At 57.6% G+C, this 17,177-nt stretch carries 13 protein-coding genes; 8 read left to right on the top strand and 5 right to left on the bottom strand.

The genetic code is table 11. From position 1 onward, the window contains the following. Positions 1-5 precede the first annotated feature (5 nt). Complete coding sequence (gene coaE, locus M504_RS15880; RefSeq protein WP_047495633.1) at positions 6-674, top strand: dephospho-CoA kinase; 669 nt, start codon at positions 6-8, stop codon at positions 672-674. 54 nt (positions 675-728) lie between these two features. Then, on the top strand, positions 729-1,928 hold the full coding sequence (locus M504_RS15875) for a S1C family serine protease (protein ID WP_047495630.1): 1,200 nt from the start codon (positions 729-731) through the stop codon (positions 1,926-1,928). Between the two features lie 83 nt (positions 1,929-2,011). Here the strand turns inward: M504_RS15875 and M504_RS15870 are convergent, their stop codons facing one another. The 3 genes from M504_RS15870 to purM form a co-directional block, all read right to left on the bottom strand. Beyond that, the gene (locus M504_RS15870) at positions 2,012-3,445 is read right to left on the bottom strand and encodes a PAS domain-containing sensor histidine kinase (protein WP_232296324.1); all 1,434 of its coding nucleotides are present in this window, start codon (positions 3,443-3,445) and stop codon (positions 2,012-2,014) included. 112 nt (positions 3,446-3,557) lie between these two features. Next, positions 3,558-4,175: a phosphoribosylglycinamide formyltransferase gene (gene purN / locus M504_RS15865; protein WP_047495627.1), complete on the bottom strand. Its 618-nt coding sequence runs from the start codon at positions 4,173-4,175 to the stop codon at positions 3,558-3,560. Further along, positions 4,172-5,242, bottom strand: a complete 1,071-nt coding sequence (gene purM / locus M504_RS15860) for a phosphoribosylformylglycinamidine cyclo-ligase (protein WP_047495624.1) — start codon at positions 5,240-5,242, stop codon at positions 4,172-4,174. The genes purN and purM overlap by 4 nt, the downstream gene beginning before the upstream one ends. A 217-nt stretch (positions 5,243-5,459) precedes the next feature. Here purM and M504_RS15855 point away from each other — a divergent pair, with 217 nt between their 5' ends. Continuing rightward, a complete protein-coding gene (locus tag M504_RS15855; protein WP_047495621.1) occupies positions 5,460-6,944 on the top strand; it encodes a hypothetical protein in 1,485 nt (494 codons plus the stop codon). Positions 6,945-6,974: 30 nt separating this feature from the next. Beyond that, positions 6,975-8,270, top strand: a complete 1,296-nt coding sequence (gene hemL, locus M504_RS15850; RefSeq protein ID WP_047495619.1) for a glutamate-1-semialdehyde 2,1-aminomutase — start codon at positions 6,975-6,977, stop codon at positions 8,268-8,270. On the opposite strand, the gene M504_RS15845 is transcribed toward hemL, so the two are convergent. Beyond that, complete coding sequence (locus tag M504_RS15845) at positions 8,267-8,959, bottom strand: GNAT family N-acetyltransferase (protein ID WP_052200916.1); 693 nt, start codon at positions 8,957-8,959, stop codon at positions 8,267-8,269. The genes hemL and M504_RS15845 overlap by 4 nt on opposite strands. 84 nt (positions 8,960-9,043) lie before the next feature. Beyond that, a complete protein-coding gene (locus M504_RS15840; protein ID WP_047496672.1) occupies positions 9,044-9,658 on the bottom strand; it encodes a superoxide dismutase in 615 nt (204 codons plus the stop codon). 247 nt (positions 9,659-9,905) lie between these two features. On the opposite strand from M504_RS15840, the gene M504_RS15835 reads away from it, so the two are divergent. The 4 genes from M504_RS15835 to zwf all read left to right on the top strand — a co-directional run bounded on the left by M504_RS15835 (position 9,906) and on the right by zwf (position 17,139). Then, on the top strand, positions 9,906-12,335 hold the full coding sequence (locus M504_RS15835; RefSeq protein WP_047495615.1) for a glycoside hydrolase family 15 protein: 2,430 nt from the start codon (positions 9,906-9,908) through the stop codon (positions 12,333-12,335). A 160-nt stretch (positions 12,336-12,495) separates the two neighbouring features. Further along, positions 12,496-14,481, top strand: coding sequence for a transketolase (tkt, locus tag M504_RS15830; RefSeq protein ID WP_047495612.1), 1,986 nt, complete (start codon positions 12,496-12,498; stop codon positions 14,479-14,481). A 96-nt stretch (positions 14,482-14,577) separates the two neighbouring features. Continuing rightward, positions 14,578-15,483 (top strand): phosphogluconate dehydrogenase (NAD(+)-dependent, decarboxylating), encoded by a 906-nt coding sequence (gene gnd, locus M504_RS15825; RefSeq protein WP_047495610.1) that lies wholly within the window; start codon positions 14,578-14,580, stop codon positions 15,481-15,483. A 123-nt stretch (positions 15,484-15,606) separates the two neighbouring features. Then, the gene (gene zwf, locus M504_RS15820; protein ID WP_084214467.1) at positions 15,607-17,139 is read left to right on the top strand and encodes a glucose-6-phosphate dehydrogenase; all 1,533 of its coding nucleotides are present in this window, start codon (positions 15,607-15,609) and stop codon (positions 17,137-17,139) included. Positions 17,140-17,177 lie beyond the last annotated feature (38 nt).

Here is a 17,177-nt window from a genome sequence, read left to right as displayed (position 1 = left end):
ACACGATGTTGCGCGTCGCGCTGACGGGCGGAGTGGGTAGCGGTAAGAGTACCGCTGCGGCCATGCTGCGTGAGCGCGGCGCGTATCTCTTTCAGTCCGATGAGGTGGGCCGCGCGTTGATGCAGCAGGGCGGTGCCGCGTTTGCGCCGATTGTGCAGCAGTTCGGTGCGGGCGTGGTGAAGGCGGATGGATCGCTGGACCGTGGGGCGCTGGCGCGAATTGCGTTTGATGAAGGCCGTGTTGAGGAGCTGAACGCCATCATTCATCCCCTTGTGATTTCGCAGCAGGCGCGATGGGCGGCGGAGATTGCCGCGAAGGATCCGCTGGCGGTGGCGGTGGTGGAGTCGGCCCTGGTGTTTGAGACAAAACATGCTGCTAGCGCGGATGATTCTGCCCCATGGCGTACACGTTTTGATCGCATCGTGGTGGTGACTGCGCCTGAGGAACAGCGACGGTGGCGCTACATCCAGCGTGTTTCCGGGTTGAATGAAGCAGCGGCTTCGGCGGATTTTGAACGTCGCAATGCAGCGCAGTGGAACGATGAACGCAAGGCCGCGATGGCGGACTTTGTGATTGCAAATGACGATTCTTTGCAAGAGCTTAGTGACGAAGTGCAGACCTTGTGGGAAGAGTTGAAGACCGAGTCGATGGAGCGCGCGGGGCAAGCGAAGTAGCAGCGCGGATACACTGTAAGGGCCTGTCTTTGGTGCGCTCCGGAGGGCGCCTGGATGAAGTTGCGTAGAGTTCTGTTGGTTGTTTTGTTGTTGGTGGGTTTTTATCTTCTGACGCAGCATCTGTGGCCCACGGGCACGGTCGCTGCGCTGATGCAGCGCTATGTTCCGTCGATGAACGGTAGCCGCATGGAGCACCTGAGTGGCCCGTTGGGCGCGTTTGACCTGAACGTGGCCAATGCACAGCCTGCGTATGACTCGGAAGAGCAGAACAACATTGCCGTCTACAAGCGGGTGACTCCGAGCGTGGTGAATATCACCAGCACCACCATTGCGATCGACTTTTTCTATGGCGCGGTGCCTCAGCAGGGACAGGGCTCAGGGTTCGTCCTGGATAAGCAAGGACACATTCTGACGAACAACCACGTGATTGGCGAGAATTATCAGCGCGTGGAAGTACAGCTTGCAGACAAGCACAAGTACAAGGCGCAGGTGGTAACCGTAGATAAGGCTCACGACCTTGCGTTGCTGCAGATCAACGCGCCGAATCTGCAACCGGTGGAGCTTGCGGATTCGCGCAATCTGCAGGTGGGGCAGAAGGTGTTTGCCATTGGCAATCCGTTTGGCTTATCTGGCACCATGACGCGAGGCATCATCTCTGCTATCCGCAGTGTGCGCGGACCGAACGGCAATGCGATTGACAACGCGATCCAGACGGACGCGGCTATTAATCCGGGTAACAGCGGTGGTCCGTTGATGAACTCGCATGGGCAGGTCATCGGCATCAATACGATGATTGCCAGCAACAACGGTGCCGACCAAAGTGCTGGCATCGGCTTTGCGATTCCGATCAATACGGCGCGTGCGGTGCTGGACGACTTCTCAAAGTACGGGCATGTGCGTCGTCCGTCGCTGGCAATTTCACCGCTGGAAATTGGTCCCGATCTTGCCGACCAGATTGGCCTGCCGGCGGATTACGGTGTGCTGGTTCAGCGTGTGCTGCCGGGTGGTGCTGCGGAACGAGCGGGACTGAAGGGCGGAACACAACGCGCTGCTCTGGGGAATACGCCGGTGATGCTGGGTGGCGATTTCATCGTGGCCATCGATGGTGAAGAGATCACCAACGTTCAGGACATTTCCAGCGTGATGAACTCGCACAAGACGGGCGACGTGGTTACTGTCACAGCCTTCCGCGGACGACGCAGGATGGATGTGAAAGTGACGCTTGGTGAAGCAGAGAACGATCGCCAGATTTGAGCCGTATTTCCCAACGACTTCGTATCGACAAAGGCACGGCGAACGCCGTGCCGTTGCGATTTGAACTGGGTTCAACTGTTTGTTTAACGATTGACGGCGTCGTAGGGGAGCGCGATGGTGAAGACCGTGCCCTTGCCTTCGCGGCTACGGACGCGCAGTTTTCCGTGGTGACGGTCAACGATTTCCTGGCTGATCCACAGACCCAAACCAGTGCCGACGATTCCCTTGGTGGTGTAGAAGGGGCGAAAGATTTTCTCCCGCACCTCTTTGGGAATGCCGCTGCCGTTGTCCGCTACGGTCAACACCAGCATAGGGGCACCTGTTTGAGGATCGTGGGCCTTACGGCTGCGCAACAGGAGGTCGCCTCCACCGGGAGGCATGGCATCGAGTGCATTGCCCACCAGGTTGCTGATGACCTGACGTATCTCACCTTCGAAACAACGTACCGGTGGGACATCCTGATGACGCTCCTTCACTGTGGCGGACGCGTTGACCAGCTTGCCGTGAAAGACAGATCGGACACTCTCCATCAGTGCTTTGCCTGAAATTTCCTGAGGGCTGCTGGCCTGCTTATGAAAGCGAAGGGTCTGGCTGGTGATGTGCGCTACTCTCTGTAGCTCGGTTTCTGCTTGCAGTATGAATTCCTGCGCGTCTTCGATGCGGGTGCTGTGCCGTGCGAGATAGAGAAGGTTGGTGACAGATTCCAGTGGGTTGTTAATCTCGTGCGCAATGGAGGCAGCCAGCCGACCCACGGCGGCGAGCTTTTCGCTCTCCATGAGTGCCTGCTCGGCCTTTTTCTGTTGGGTGATTTCAAGTGAAGCGGCGGTAATGCCCTGGATGGTTCCATCCTGTCCGGTCACGGGGAAGTAGCTGACGGTCCAGTAACGGTAGTTGTCGGGGTCTGTCACGACTGTGCCTTCCAGCGGAAAATTGACGACAGGTGTTCCGGCTGCGACCTGGTCGAAGAGTTCGCGTAAGCCTTCGATGGGTGCCATCTCCGTCAACGTGCGGCCAACGATCTCTTCCGGCTTCAGGCCGAAGAAAGCTGCCTGCCGATCATTCAGGCGGACGTAGTGGTAGTCATCGAGATCAAAGAGCGCCAGGCCGATGGGTGCGGTGCGATAGAGCGATGCAATCTCCGCAAGCTGTTGTTCCACCTCGCGCGACTTGAGCTCCAGGGCTTCACGGTTGGCGCGGCCGCGGGTGACGTCGCGGAAGAAGAGGATGACGCCGTCGTCTGAGGGAAGTGCGTGGACATCGAACCACAGGTTGAGCGGGTCGCCGTAGAAGGCCTCAAAGCGCGTGGCCACGCCTTCGTTCATGGACCGATGGTAGTTGACCCAGTAAGGCGAATCGGGAACGGCTGCAGAGGGGAAAGCCTCCCACAGGCTTATGCCCAGAATGTGTCCGCGCGGCGCAAGAATCTCTTTGGCGCGGAGATTCATGAAGGTGATGACGAAGTCGCGGTTCAAGAACAGGATCGCATCGGAGGTGGCGTCGAAGAATTGCGACATCATCCGGCGTATCGAATCCTGATCACTCGGTAGAACGTTGGCCGGAAGCTTCAAAGCAAATGGATCCGTCGAGGCAAAAATTGAACAGCAAAGATTGTGATGCAGCGAACCGGCCTTACGACAGCCGGTAACGTCTATCGTCTGCCTGATATCGCCCGCTGATCACACGAGCGATGGCCTCTGGATAGGCCTGATGTTCCTGTTCGAGAATGCGCGCGGAGAGCGCGGCTTCATCGTCGCTGTCCTCAACCGGGACAACTCGTTGAAGAATGATCACGCCGTGGTCGACGGCCTCGTCCACAAAGTGCACGGTGCATCCCGCGACCTTTGCACCGTAATCCAGCGCCTGTTTCTGCGCGTGAAGTCCGGGGAAGGACGGCAGCAGTGACGGATGGATGTTCAGGATGCGGTCCGGAAAGGCACGGATGAACTCCGGCGAAAGCACACGCATGTAACCGGCGAGGATGACCAGGTCAATCTCGTGCGTATTCAGAGCGGCGATCATCTTTGCGTCATGCTCAGCGCGCGGCACGCCCTTGGAGACGTAAGCCTCGGTAGCAATGCCACGTTGCTGCGCCACAGCTAGGCCGGGTGCGTCTGCAATGTTCGAGAGCACCGCGGCAATCTCGCAACCCGTCAGGGAGCCATTGGCGATGGCATCGGCGATGGCAATGAAGTTCGAACCGCGGCCGCTGAGCAGAACTCCGAGCCGCGCCTTGCGAGCCTCGCTCATACGTAGTTCACGCGGCGTTCGCCACGTGCAATGCGACCGATGACGTGAAACCGTTCGTTCGCGCGGTTCAGGATGGCCTTCGCCTTCTTCGCAGCTTCCGCAGGGACAACCACGATCATGCCGATGCCCATGTTGAAGGTGCGCATCATCTCGTCCTGATCCACCTGTCCGAGTGTCTGCAGGTGCTGAAAGAGAGGCGGAACCTCCCACGAGCTGAGTTCGACCTGCGCCGCAAGTCCCTTGGGCAGAATGCGTGGCAGGTTTTCCGTGATGCCGCCGCCGGTGATGTGCGCCATGCCGGTCACAACGCCCGCAGAGGTGAGCTTCTTCAGGATGCTGAGATAGCTGCGGTGCTGGCGCATTAAGGCTGCGCCGGTTTTGTCCTTCAGTTCGTTGATGTACTGGTCCGCGCCGTACTTTGCCACTTCAAAGAGCAGCTTGCGGGCGAGGGAATAGCCGTTGGTGTGCAGGCCGTTGGAGGGCAAGCCGAAGAGCACGTCGCCCGCCTGAATCTTGTCGCCGGTGATGATCTGGTCGCGATTGACCACGCCAACAATGAAGCCAGCGAGATCGTATTCGCCTTCAGAGTAGAAGCCGGGCATCTGCGCGGTTTCGCCGCCGATAAGCGCACAACCGTTCGCACGGCAGGCTTCGCTGAGGCCTTCCACGACCTTCTCCAGAACGCCGCCTTCGAGCTTGCCGGTGGCAAGGTAATCGAGGAAAAAGAGAGGCGTGGCGCCCTGCACGGCGATGTCGTTGACGCAGTGGTTGACCAGGTCGCAGCCTACCGTGTGGTGGATACCGAGTTCGAAGGCAACCTTCAGCTTGGTGCCCACGCCGTCCGCACTGGAGACCAGAACGGGGTCAGGGTACTTGGCCACGTCGAGGCCGAAGAGGCCGCCGAAGCCGCCGATTTCGCTGAGGACGCCTTTGTTGAACGTCTTGCGCGCCAGCATCTTGATGCGTTGCTTGGTGCGGTCGCCTTCAGAGATGTCAACGCCCGCGTCAGCATAGGTGACGGGCTTGGTCTTTACGGCGGTTTTGGTGTTCTTGGTGCCTGCGTTCACGTTCTGGTCCCTTGCGTGGTTTGGTCGAGGTGAGAAGTGGCTGCGGTTGTTGCTATGAGACTTCGAGAATATCAGGCGGAGATTGCGCAGCGTAACTCTCAGGCCGAGGACTCGTTGCAATAAGGCGAAATGGCCCTCAAACTACAACGTTTGCGCCGACTCGGGATAGTACACTGCCTCTCGGCATCACTCTTTCGCTCACTCAAAGGAGACTCTCATGACTCACCGTCGCAGGTTGAGCCTGATCCTGGGGATTATCGCATTTTATCTTTTGCTTTCCTTATTGTGGCAGGACATCTATTTCGCCGATGAGTCAATGTATCTCCAGGCAGGAGTGCGCTTTCGCCTCGCGATGTTTGTGAATGAGCTTTCATTCGCACCGCTGTACAGCATGTGGTATCACGCCCTCCAGACAATCTGTCCCGAGCCTACGGTGCGATACTTTTTGAGCTGGGCACTTCTCGTCATCGCAACTGCGTCGGTTCCAGTCATCTTCGGCTTGGAATACTCAGTTTTGTTTGCTTCTGTGTTGCTGGCGTTGCCATATTTTTCCATATGGCCCTATGTATCGCTCTTTGCGTGCATTCCACTGCTTGCATTTGCTGGTTTCTCTTTGAAACGGGAACTTACTCTCTCAACCGTTTCGATGATTGCCTGCATGGCTTGTTTCCTCGTCGCCTTTTCGCGCCCGGAATTTGCTTACGGTGTTTTCGCGGGTGCTTGCGCCTGCATCGTCTTCGCACTCGTCGAACGAACGAGGGCGGCGCTAGCGGCAGTTGCTGTTGCCCTTGCACTCTCTGCAGCAATGTCTTACCCGCTGAAGCATTCCTCTAGTGCCAGATCCGGTATTGCATTCGTACAGCATTTCAATCTCCGCGCGCAGCAACGGCACGAACTTCCTGACGCGGATCCCAACACCTCTTTGTATGCCTACCGAGCTTTTGGGATTGATGTACAAAGCAACGGTAGCGAAAATCAGGTCACTGCCATGGATTTCTATCGGGCGAACAGGCGACTCTTTGCTCGTCATCTGTTCAGAAACCTTATTGATCCACGCACGCTTCTTTTACTTGGTGTGCTCTTGGGGGCACTCGCATGGGCTTGGCGTACACAGCGAGGTAGCGCATTCCGGCCTCCTATAGTCTTTCTGGCGCTCTGTAGTCTTCCTATTTTTGCTGCCTATATTGTGGTTTATCCGAACATGCATTACCTCACAATCATCTTTCCTCCACTGCTAATCGTGGGCCTCGAAGCTTGGAATCCTATGGCGGGTCTCCACCTTGCCCCATGGAAAATAGTCGGATGTAGTGTGTTTATGATGCTGGCATTCGCGGCTGCCAAATGCATGCGATCGCACAAATTTCCACGTCCCCGGCCGAACCTAGCCATGATCCGCTGTATGCGTTCGCTGGATATTGTCCGGCCGTCACCAGGTGCGACGGTATTGGATCCATTGGTAGTTCCTGACACGTATTTCAAGTTGAACAAAGTGATCACGCCAGCCTATCTCATGCCATCCTGGGGCCAGTATTCCCAGTATGTGCAGGCCAACAGGCCGGACTGGATCCTTGTTCCGGATTCGCTCAGCCAACAATACGGTGTAACAACAGATCAGATAACTGATCTGCTCGCAACAGAGAAGTACACACGCTATGCGTGCCCGGCGGAAGCCACTCTTAACATCTTTGTCGCTCACCGATAGTTTTAGATAGAACTTATACTCAGAATCAGTATGTTTCGTTCGCTCGACCGCTCCCGTGAACTGCAGCAGCGCGCTGAGGCGCTCATCCCCGGAGGCGTGGACTCGCCCGTGCGGGCCTTTCGCTCCGTCGGCGGCGACCCGCCATTTGTGGAGCGCGCGGAGGGCGCGTATCTGTTCGATGCTGACGGTAACCACTACATTGACTACTTTGGCTCGTGGGGGCCGATGATTCTGGGCCATGCTGAGCCCACGGTGACGGCTGCGGTGCAGGCGGCTGCAACGAAGGGCACGAGTTTTGGTGCGTCGACCGCGGCTGAGGCGGAACTGGCCGCCATGGTGATGCAGTGTGTGCCATCCATCGAGAAGCTACGCTTTGTTTCCAGCGGTACAGAAGCTGTGATGAGCGCGATTCGCGTGGCGCGTGCGTTCACCCATCGCAACCGGATTCTGAAGTTTGAGGGCTGCTATCACGGTCACTCGGACGCTCTGCTGGTGAAGGCTGGCAGCGGCGTGGCAACGCTCGGTATCCCAGGTTCCGCCGGCATTCCCATGGAGACGACGCAGTTCACCACCGCCATTCGATACAACGATCTGGCTGAGGTGGAAGCTGTGTTCGCGAAGCATCCCGGCGAGATTGCATGCGTGATCCTGGAGCCGGTGGTGGGCAACGCAGGAACGATTCTGCCGCAGCCGGATTTTCTGGAAGGTCTCCGCGAAATTTGCACGCGCGAAGGCACACTGCTGATCTTTGACGAGGTAATGACAGGTTTTCGCGTGTCGCTGGGCGGGGTGCAGTCGCTTTATGGCATTACGCCGGATTTGACGACGCTGGGCAAGATTATTGGCGGTGGATTGCCCGTGGGTGCGTTTGGCGGACGTGCGGAGATTATGAATCTGCTTGCACCGTTGGGCCCTGTGTATCAGGCGGGAACGCTTAGCGGCAATCCACTGGCCATGGCGGCTGGCATTGCGACATTGCGGCAGTTAATCGACGGTGGTGATGCGCTGTATGACCAGCTTGCCGAGATCACCAGCCTTGTTGCGCATGGTGTAGCGCGTGAGGCGAAGAAGGCTGGCATCGATCTTTGCATTGCGGGAACAGGTTCGATGTTTACATGGTTCTTCCAGCAGGGGCCGGTGCGGAACTTTGAGGATGCTGCGAAGAGCGATACGGAGCGATTTGGCAAGTTTCATCGCGGCATGTTGGAGCGCGGCGTGTGGCTGCCGCCCTCGCAGTTTGAGGCTGCATTTGTGTCGTTGCAGCATGGCGAAGCAGAGGTGGAAGCGACGATTGCCGCTGCTCGTGAAGTATTTGCTTCGCTTTAAGGCTGCCGCGACAGTTTGAGGAAGTCCACCTCGCCTGTTGTAACGAAGCAGAGTGCTTTGTAGATTGCAATGGCGCGTGCATTGGTGCTGACGCTGTGCAGGTAAGGGAGATCTCCTGATCCATCGGCTAACAAACGCTGGATGAGGTGTTGCGCATAGCCCTTCCCAGTGTGGCCGGGGCGTGTGCAGACACCGCTGATTTCGCGTAGACCGGGCATACGTGTGCGATGTCCCGCCATGGCGACTAATTTCCCGTTCTCACGAATGCCGATATAGCGACCAAGGCGATACGTTTCTGCACGGAAATAGCCGGGAAAGGCTGCCTGCGTGAGTTCGACCATCTCATGTGCTTCTTCAGCTCCAAGCTCACATTCGTTTGGTAGAGAAGCAGGCGTTGTGAAGTGTTTTCGTGGTTGCCACGCCATTTGCACGCAGGCGGCGTGGATCGCATCCGGCATCTCTGCTGCCATGCGTGGGATGACACCGATGAAGTTGGTGTCGGTGTCGCGCCGCAGACGTACGGGATCGATTTTTGTTTCGGGCGTTGCGACTGCAGTAAAAGGAAGTATCTCTGGGCGATAGCGCAGTGCCCCGCCAACGTGCTCTCCGAAAGCGCTTTGGGCTGTGGTGAGCGCGCTGTAGAACGGGTTCGCGAGATATGCCTGTTGTGCTTCGCTGAGAAGAGGCATGGGAATATTGTGCGCCTTTTGTCGGTGCATAACGAAGGGCCACGATCACTCGTGGCCCTAAACATTATTGGTTAACGAAGCGAACTAGTAGTTCTTCGCCTTTTCGAAACGCTTGTTGACCTCTTCCCAGTTCACGGTGTTCCACCATGCAGCCAGGTAGTCGGGGCGACGGTTCTGGTAGTTCAGGTAGTAGGCGTGCTCCCAAACGTCGTTGCCCAGGATGGGATAGCTGCCGGTGGAGATGGGGCTGTCCTGGTTCGGCGTGGTCACAATGGTGAGCTTGCCGCCCTTGAAGATGAGCCATCCCCAGCCGCTGCCGAACTGCTTCGCGGTGGTTTCGTTGAAGGTCTTCTTGAAGGCTTCGAAGTCGCCGAAGTCGGCCTTAATTTGGTCAGCGATTGCGCCCGTGGGAGCGCCGCCACCGTTGGGCTTCATGATCTCCCAGAACATGGTGTGGTTGGAGTGTCCGCCACCGTTGTTGCGGACTACACCGCGCACATCTTCGGGGATGGCGTTCAGATCCTTCAACAGATCGTCCACGGACTTGGTTCCGAGTTCGGGGTGCTTCTCCACCGCGCCGTTCAGATTGTTCACGTAGGTGGCGTGGTGCTTGTCGTGGTGAAGCTTCATGGTCGCTTCATCAATGTGCGGCTCCAAGCCGTTGTACGCGTAGGGAAGTGGCGGAAGTTCGAAAGGCACGGTGTTCTTCTCCTTGGGTGCTGCTCTGTCTTGGGGGAACTTGTTGGTGCGTCCATTATGAAACACAAGGGTTTCATTGTGACAACGCACATCTTGCCGTAGCACCAAGGTTGGATGCCAGTGTGCTCGCAGTGGATGCGCGGTTGTGTTGTGGATTGCGGAAAGCGGCGCAACTGTCGATATTTCCTGTTTCAGAGTGGTTCCCGCCGTGTACATGCCGCGCCGGGTAGGGTGTAATGGAAACAGCATGAATGCATTGACCGCTGCTTACCGGTGGCTGAACGATCAGGGCCCGGCTTTTGGCGCACCCGGACTGGAGGCGCGTTGGACTTCCAGCAAGAAGGACGCCGTGTGCACTGCGTACGCTGCGTCCAGTCGCGTCTGGTACACCATCTCCCACGGCATTCTGAACGAGATTTATTACCCCACCATTGATCGCCCGCAGACGCGCGACATGGAGCTGATTTTCACGGACGGCGAGACGTTTGTTCATGAAGAAAAGCGCGATTTCGAGTTTGATTTTCATTACATTGACCCCGATGCACTCGCGGTACGCGTTGTGGCCAGTGATCTGGGCGGACGCTACACGGTGACGAAGGAATTCGTCTGCGATCCGCATCATCCCGTTGTACTGATCCACGTGAAAATCGAAGGCGAAGAGAGCGTTCTCTCACGTCTGAAGTGTTATGCGCTGTTAGCTCCGCACTTGAACGGTGGCGGCGCGGGAAATAGTGCACGATCCATTGAAGTGGCGGGGCAGCGTTCGATCCTGGCATGGAAAGACAACGCGTCGCTGGCCATGGGAGTGGACTGCGGTTTTACGCGCACTTCATGCGGTTATGTCGGGTCAAGCGACGGTTACCAGGATCTTTCCGGCAATATGCGGATGGATTGGGAGTTTGGGCAGGCGCTGGACGGGAACATTGCCGTAACAGGTGAAATTGATGTCGCGCGCAACCGTGAATTCACACTTGCGATTGCCTTCGGAGATGGTTACCACGCAGCTTTGGCAGGCATGATGCAGTCCCTTTCCGTGCCTTACGAACTGCATATCAAGCGGTTTGTGGAGCAGTGGCATCGCGCGGCTTCGCCGGAGCGATTGGCGGCAGCGTCACATGACAACGGCCGCCTGATGCGCATCAGTCATAACACGATCCTCGCGCACGAAGATAAGACATACTCGGGTGCATTCATTGCATCGGCCTCCATCCCGTGGGGCAATGCGAAGGGCGATGACGATCTGGGTGGATACCACCTTGTGTGGACGCGCGACATGATCCAGTCGGCCACGGCTCTGCTCGCATGTGGGCGCATTGATACGGCGCGGCGTGCGCTGGTGTATCTGGCGTGTACGCAGCGTCCGGATGGATCGTTTGCGCAGAATTTCTGGATTGATGGAACGCCCTACTGGACCGGAATTCAGTTGGACGAAGTGGCGTTTCCCATCATGCTGGCGTGGCGTTTGTGGAAGCTGGATGGACTGGGAAACTTTGATGTCTTCCCGTTTATCGAGCACGCTGCAGCATTCCTTGTGCGTTATGCGCCGATCACGCAGCAAGAGCGGTGGGAAGAGGCATCGGGCTACTCGCCTTCGACGCTTGCGACGGTTATTTCTGCTCTGGTGTGCGCGGCGGATGTGGCGCGTGCACATCATTCGCCGGAGCTGGCCAACTTCCTGGAAAGTTACGCAGACTGGATCGAAGACCACCTGGATGAGTGGACCGTTACAAACGACGGTGTGCTGCATCCCGACATCAAGCGGCACTATGTGCGCATTCAGCCGCCAAAACCAGGCGAGAGTTTCTACAACCCTGACTTTGGCGAAGGCCGCTACAACATTGCCAATCGTGCGCCCGGCGAACGTTACAACTTTGCCGCGAATGAGATTGTGGACGGCGGCTTTCTGGAGCTGGTTCGCTATGGCGTGCGGCGCGCGGACGATCCTCTCATTGTCGATTCACTGAAGGTGATCGATAAGGTGTTGAAGATCGACACGCCCTATGGCGCATGCTGGCGGCGTTACAACCACGACGGCTACGGGCAGCAGAAAGATGGCGAGCCGTTCATCCACTACGGTCAGGGGCGAGCATGGCCGATTCTGACTGGCGAACGGGCACATTATGAGTTGGCCGGCTCCGGCGATTATGCGCAGTACGTGAAGGCGATTGAACGGTTCAGCTCCTTTGGTGGCATGTTGCCGGAGCAAGTTTGGGACTACGCGGACATGCCGGAGCAGGGGTTGTACTTCGGGAGAAGCGCAGGTTCGGCGCAACCGTTGGTGTGGGCCCATGCCGAGTACATCAAACTGTTGCGTTCAGTGGTGGATGGGCGTGTGTTTGACCGCATTTCTGTCGTAGAGGAACGCTATGGAGTTCGGCGCGAAGAGCGCACTTTCCGGAGCGAAGTAGAGTTTTTCCAGATCACGCGACCAATCACCGAACTACCGGCCGGAAAGCGGCTGCAGGTGCTTGATCCGACGCGATTTCGCGTGGTGTGGACGGTGGATGACTGGGCCAACACCCACAATACCGATGCAAAACTGGTCGGCTATCCGGGATTTGCGGCAGAACTGCCGGTTCCTGCAGGGACGAGCGGAACACTGGTCATGACGCTGTTCTGGCCGCTGGAAAACCGGTGGCTGGGCCATAACTTCTCGGTGAATCTGTCAGGAGCGTGAGACGGTTCTCGCACACCGCCTGTACACTGATGGCTAAGCCCTGTTGATGTAAATGTACGGTTACACGGGGCTGAAGCGTTTTGATAACTGAAGATGCGGCGTGCTGTCGCAAACGTTGATCCGGCGCCCATGAGAGGCGACCAACAACCCAGAGGAACGAATGACCGATCTCGAGAAGCTGTCAATTGACACACTCCGCCTGCTCGCCGTAGATGCGATTGAAAAGGCGGCCAATGGGCACCCTGGAGCGCCGATTGCGCTTTCGCCGCTGACGTACCTGCTGTACGCGCGCAACATGAAGCACAACCCAACGGACCCGTTGTGGATTGATCGCGACCGCTTTGTGCTGTCGAACGGCCATGCGTCGATGCTGCAGTACGGTGCATTGCACCTGTCTGGCTATGACCTTTCGCTAGATGACCTGAAGCAGTTCCGCCAGTGGCATTCGAAGGCTCCTGGACATCCGGAATATGGCTTCACTCCGGGCGTGGAAGTCACCACCGGACCTCTCGGTCAGGGGCTCGCCATGGCTGTTGGTCTGGCGATTGCAGAAAAGCACCAGGCTGCTATTTACAACCAGCCAGGCATGACCATCGTCGATCACCACACCTACTGCATTGTGGGTGATGGTTGCCTGATGGAAGGCATCTCGCATGAGGCCTCCTCGCTGGCTGGAACGCTGAAGCTGGGCAAGCTGATCGTGTTCTACGACGACAACCTGATCTCGCTCGATGGTCCCACTGAGCTGAGCTATACGGAGAATGTGGATGAGCGCTTCAACGCGTACCACTGGCACGTGCAGTACGTTGACGATGGCAATGACCTTGCGAAGATTCAGCAGGCGATCAACATTGCAAAGCTGGAGACGGAGAAGCCGTCGCTGATCCGCATCCGCACCATCATTGGCTACGGTTCGCCGAAGGCTGGCACCAAGCACGTGCACGGTGAAGCTCTGGGCAAGGAAGCCACGCGCAAGACGAAGGAATTCTTCGGATTTGATCCGGATGTTGATTTCGCTGAGCCGCAGGCTGCTCTCGACGACTGGCGCTCCGCTGTTCCCAAGGGACAGAAGGAGCAGGCAGGCTGGAACGAACTGTTTGCCAAGTACAAGGCGGCTCACCCCGAGCTGGCTGCGCAGTTTACGCGCACCATCAAGCCGGAACTGCCCGTTGACTACAACAAGAACATCAAGCCTTTCCCCGCAGAGAAGGCCATTGCAACGCGTTCCGCTGGACAGGTAGTTCTGCAGGCGCTGGGCGATGCTCTGCCGGAACTGATCGGCGGCGCAGCTGACCTTACCTCGTCGACGAAGACGATCTTCAATAACTCGCCTTCGTTCCACGATGACCCGAAGGGCCGCAACATCTTCTTCGGCGTGCGCGAATTTGGCATGTGCGCAGCGGTCAACGGCATGGCGGCACACGGTGGCCTGATCCCGTTCGGATCGACCTTCTTCGTGTTCAGCGACTATGCACGTAACGCGATGCGTATGGCTGCGCTGATGAGCGTTCACTCGCTGTTCGTATTCACGCACGATTCGATCGCGCTGGGTGCTGATGGTCCGACGCACCAGCCGGTGGAACACCTGATGAGCCTCCGCGCCATTCCGCAGCTGACGGACTTCCGTCCGGCCGACGCGAACGAAACCGCGGTTTGCTACCAGTTGATGGTGGAGCGCAAGGCCGCTTCGTTCATGGCGCTGTCGCGTCAGGACCTGCCGGTGCTGGACGTTGCGAAGTACCCCACACTGTGGGACGGCGTTCGCAAGGGCGCTTATGTGCTGGTTGATGTCGAGAACCCGGACGTCATCGTGGTGGCTACTGGTTCGGAGATCTCGCTGGTGCTGAAGACCCTGCCGGAACTGGAGAAGGCTGGCATCAAGGCTCGCGTGGTTTCCATGCCCAGCTTCCACCTGTTCGAAGAACAGACGGAAGAGTACAAGAACAGCATCTTCCCGCACGGTGTGGCGAAGGTGGCAGTCGAGGCCGGTGCAACACAGGGCTGGTGGAAGTATGTAGGCCGCGACGGTTCTGTTGTCGGACTGGATCACTTCGGCGGTTCGGCGCCTGGACCGGAAGTGCTGGCGCACTTCGGATTCACGCCGGAAAACATCGTCAAGGCTGCACAGGCAGCCATCGCGAAGTAACACTTCGCGCAGAACTACAGGAAGGGCCGGAGCAATCCGGCTCTTTCCCCTATTTCAAGAGATTCAGCTTCAACCGATTTTGAGAGGAAGTACAACATGGAAATTGGTCTGATTGGCCTTGGCAAAATGGGCGGCAACATGGCGGAGCGTCTCCGCCAGGGTGGCCACAAGGTTGTGGGTTTTGACTTCAACAAGGAAGCCACTGCGAAGCTGACCGCTGCTGGTTCTGTTGGTGTGGATTCGGTCGAAGACCTGGTGAAGAACCTGCAAGCACCCCGCGCGGTGTGGATCATGGTTCCGGACGGCAAGCCCGTGGACGACACCATTGCCAAGCTGAAGCCCCTGATGCAGAAGGGCGACATCTTCATCGATGGCGGCAACTCGAACTACAAAGAGTCGATCCGCCGTCACGGCGAGCTGAAGGCAGAAGGCTTTGAGTTTGTCGACGTAGGTACGTCCGGCGGCGTGTGGGGCCTGAAGGAAGGCTACTCGATGATGATCGGTGGCGACGAAGACGTGGTTGAGAAGCTCCGCCCCATCTTCGAGACGCTGGCTCCTGCTCCTGATAAGGGCTGGGGACGCACTGGACCGAGCGGCGCAGGCCACTTCGTGAAGATGGTGCATAACGGTATTGAGTACGGCATGATGCAGGCTTTCGCAGAAGGTTTTGCGATCTTCGAAGCGAAGAAGGAATTGAACCTGGACAATGCTCAGATCGCAGAGATCTGGCAGCATGGTTCGGTCGTTCGTTCGTGGCTGCTGGACCTGACTGCAGAGGCTCTGAAGGCGAACCCCGAACTGAAGGGCATTGCGCCGTTCGTTCCGGATTCCGGCGAAGGCCGCTGGACCGTCTTTGAGGCAATCGACCTGAACGTTTCCGCGCCGATCATCACGGAGTCGCTGATCCGCCGCATTCGTTCGCGTGAGACAGACAACCTGACGGACAAGATGCTGTCCGTTATGCGTAATGCCTTCGGCGGTCACGCCATGAAGAAGGAGTAGTTCGTCTACTGGAGCAGTATTTGAGCGCATTCCCATGAATCCGGCGAGGCCGCCATGCGCTCTAAACAACAAAAGAAGACTGCGGCGGCCTTTCGCAGCAAGAATTGAAGAAGGATTGAACCCATGGCAACAACCGGTATCAATGTTTCCCCGGAGCAGGTGGAAGCGAACAAGTGCAAGGAAAGCATTCCGGAGCCTTGCATCGTTGTGATTTTTGGCGCTTCGGGCGACTTGACGAAGCGTAAGCTGCTGCCCGCGCTCTATCACCTGGAGCAGGCAAATCTTCTGCCTGAAAATTTTGCGGTTGTCGGCGTGGCTCGTCGCGACCTCTCTGCCACCTTTGCGCCGGACATGAAGGACGGCATCCTGAAGGGCGGCGGCGTCGATGAAAAGGAAGAGAAGCTCGGCAAGTTCATTGACCGAGTGAAGTACTTCGCGACCGAGTTCGACAACGACGAAGGCTTTGAGAAGCTGAAAGCGTATCTCGCCGACCTGGACAAGCAGTTTGGCACCAAGGGCAACCGCCTGTTCTACCTTGCAGTTGCTCCTGAGTTCTTCGCGGACATTACGCACCGTCTGGGCAACCACGGCATGACCGGTGAAGACGGTGACCACTGGGTTCGCGTCATCATCGAGAAGCCCTTCGGTACCGATCTGGAAAGCGCGAAGAAGCTCAACTCTGAGATTAACCAGGTGCTCAAGGAAGACCAGATCTTCCGCATCGATCATTACCTGGGCAAGGAGACGGTGCAGAACATCCTCGTCTTCCGTTTCGGCAATGGAATCTTTGAGCCTATCTGGAACCGCAACTACATCGACCACATCCAGATCACGGCCGCGGAATCTATCGGCATTGAAGGCCGCGGACCGTTCTACGAGGCAGCCGGCGCACTGCGTGACGTTCTTCAGAACCACGTAATGGAAGTGCTCAGTTTCGTTGCCATGGAACCGCCAGACGTCTTTGAGTCGGCTCCTGTGCGTATCGAGAAGCTCAAGGTCTGGAAGGCGATCAGCCCCATCCCGGTAGAGAACACGGCACGCGGCCAGTACGGCCCGGGCACCGTAGACGGCCAGGCGGTCAAGGGTTATCGCGAAGAAGATCGCGTGAGCCCCGAATCGCAGACGGAAACACTGGCTGCCATGAAGCTGGAGATCGACAACTGGCGCTGGGCTGGCGTTCCGTTTTACATTCGCGCAGGCAAGCGCCTGAAGACGCGTGTGACGGAAGTGGTTATCACCTTCAAGCGTCCTCCGCTGCATATCTTCCAGGGATCTGGTGCTGGCGCGGAACAGCTTGAGCCGAACGTGCTGACCCTGCGCATCCAGCCGGATGACGGCATCAAGCTGAAGTTCGGTGCGAAGATTCCGGGACCGACGACGAACATTGCACAGGTGAACATGAACTTCTCCTATGCCGATGCCTTCGGCAAGTCCTCGGCCAACGGCTATGAGCGTCTGCTTCTCGACGCCATGCTGGGCGATGGAACCCTGTTCGCCGAGCGTGAAGGCGTGGAGACCACATGGGCTCTGATGACGCCGATCCTCGAGGCATGGAAGGCGCAGAAGAAGGATTTCCCGAACTACGATGCTGGTTCGTGGGGACCGAAGGAAGCCGACGAGCTGCTGGAGCGCGACGGACGCGTTTGGCAGTCCTAACTTACGGAACGGGAGCGGGCGCTGATGAGATTTCATCA

It is taken from the genome of Terriglobus sp. TAA 43 (assembly GCF_000800015.1).
Lineage (GTDB): Bacteria > Acidobacteriota > Terriglobia > Terriglobales > Acidobacteriaceae > Terriglobus.
This window is presented reverse-complemented; position numbering and strand designations above follow the sequence as displayed.

What these genes read in the sequence shown, in the direction of transcription:
- M504_RS15875 (WP_047495630.1), top strand. Translation starts at nt 729, where the DNA reads ATGAAGTTGCGTAGAGTTCTGTTGGTTGTTTTGTTGTTGGTGGGTTTT.
- hemL (WP_047495619.1), top strand. Translation starts at nt 6,975, where the DNA reads ATGTTTCGTTCGCTCGACCGCTCCCGTGAACTGCAGCAGCGCGCTGAG.
- M504_RS15855 (WP_047495621.1), top strand. Translation starts at nt 5,460, where the DNA reads ATGACTCACCGTCGCAGGTTGAGCCTGATCCTGGGGATTATCGCATTT.
- M504_RS15835 (WP_047495615.1), top strand. Translation starts at nt 9,906, where the DNA reads ATGAATGCATTGACCGCTGCTTACCGGTGGCTGAACGATCAGGGCCCG.
- gnd (WP_047495610.1), top strand. Translation starts at nt 14,578, where the DNA reads ATGGAAATTGGTCTGATTGGCCTTGGCAAAATGGGCGGCAACATGGCG.
- tkt (WP_047495612.1), top strand. Translation starts at nt 12,496, where the DNA reads ATGACCGATCTCGAGAAGCTGTCAATTGACACACTCCGCCTGCTCGCC.
- coaE (WP_047495633.1), top strand. Translation starts at nt 6, where the DNA reads ATGTTGCGCGTCGCGCTGACGGGCGGAGTGGGTAGCGGTAAGAGTACC.
- zwf (WP_084214467.1), top strand. Translation starts at nt 15,607, where the DNA reads ATGGCAACAACCGGTATCAATGTTTCCCCGGAGCAGGTGGAAGCGAAC.
- M504_RS15870 (WP_232296324.1), bottom strand. Translation starts at nt 3,445, where the DNA reads ATGATGTCGCAATTCTTCGACGCCACCTCCGATGCGATCCTGTTCTTG.
- purN (WP_047495627.1), bottom strand. Translation starts at nt 4,175, where the DNA reads ATGAGCGAGGCTCGCAAGGCGCGGCTCGGAGTTCTGCTCAGCGGCCGC.
- M504_RS15845 (WP_052200916.1), bottom strand. Translation starts at nt 8,959, where the DNA reads ATGCCTCTTCTCAGCGAAGCACAACAGGCATATCTCGCGAACCCGTTC.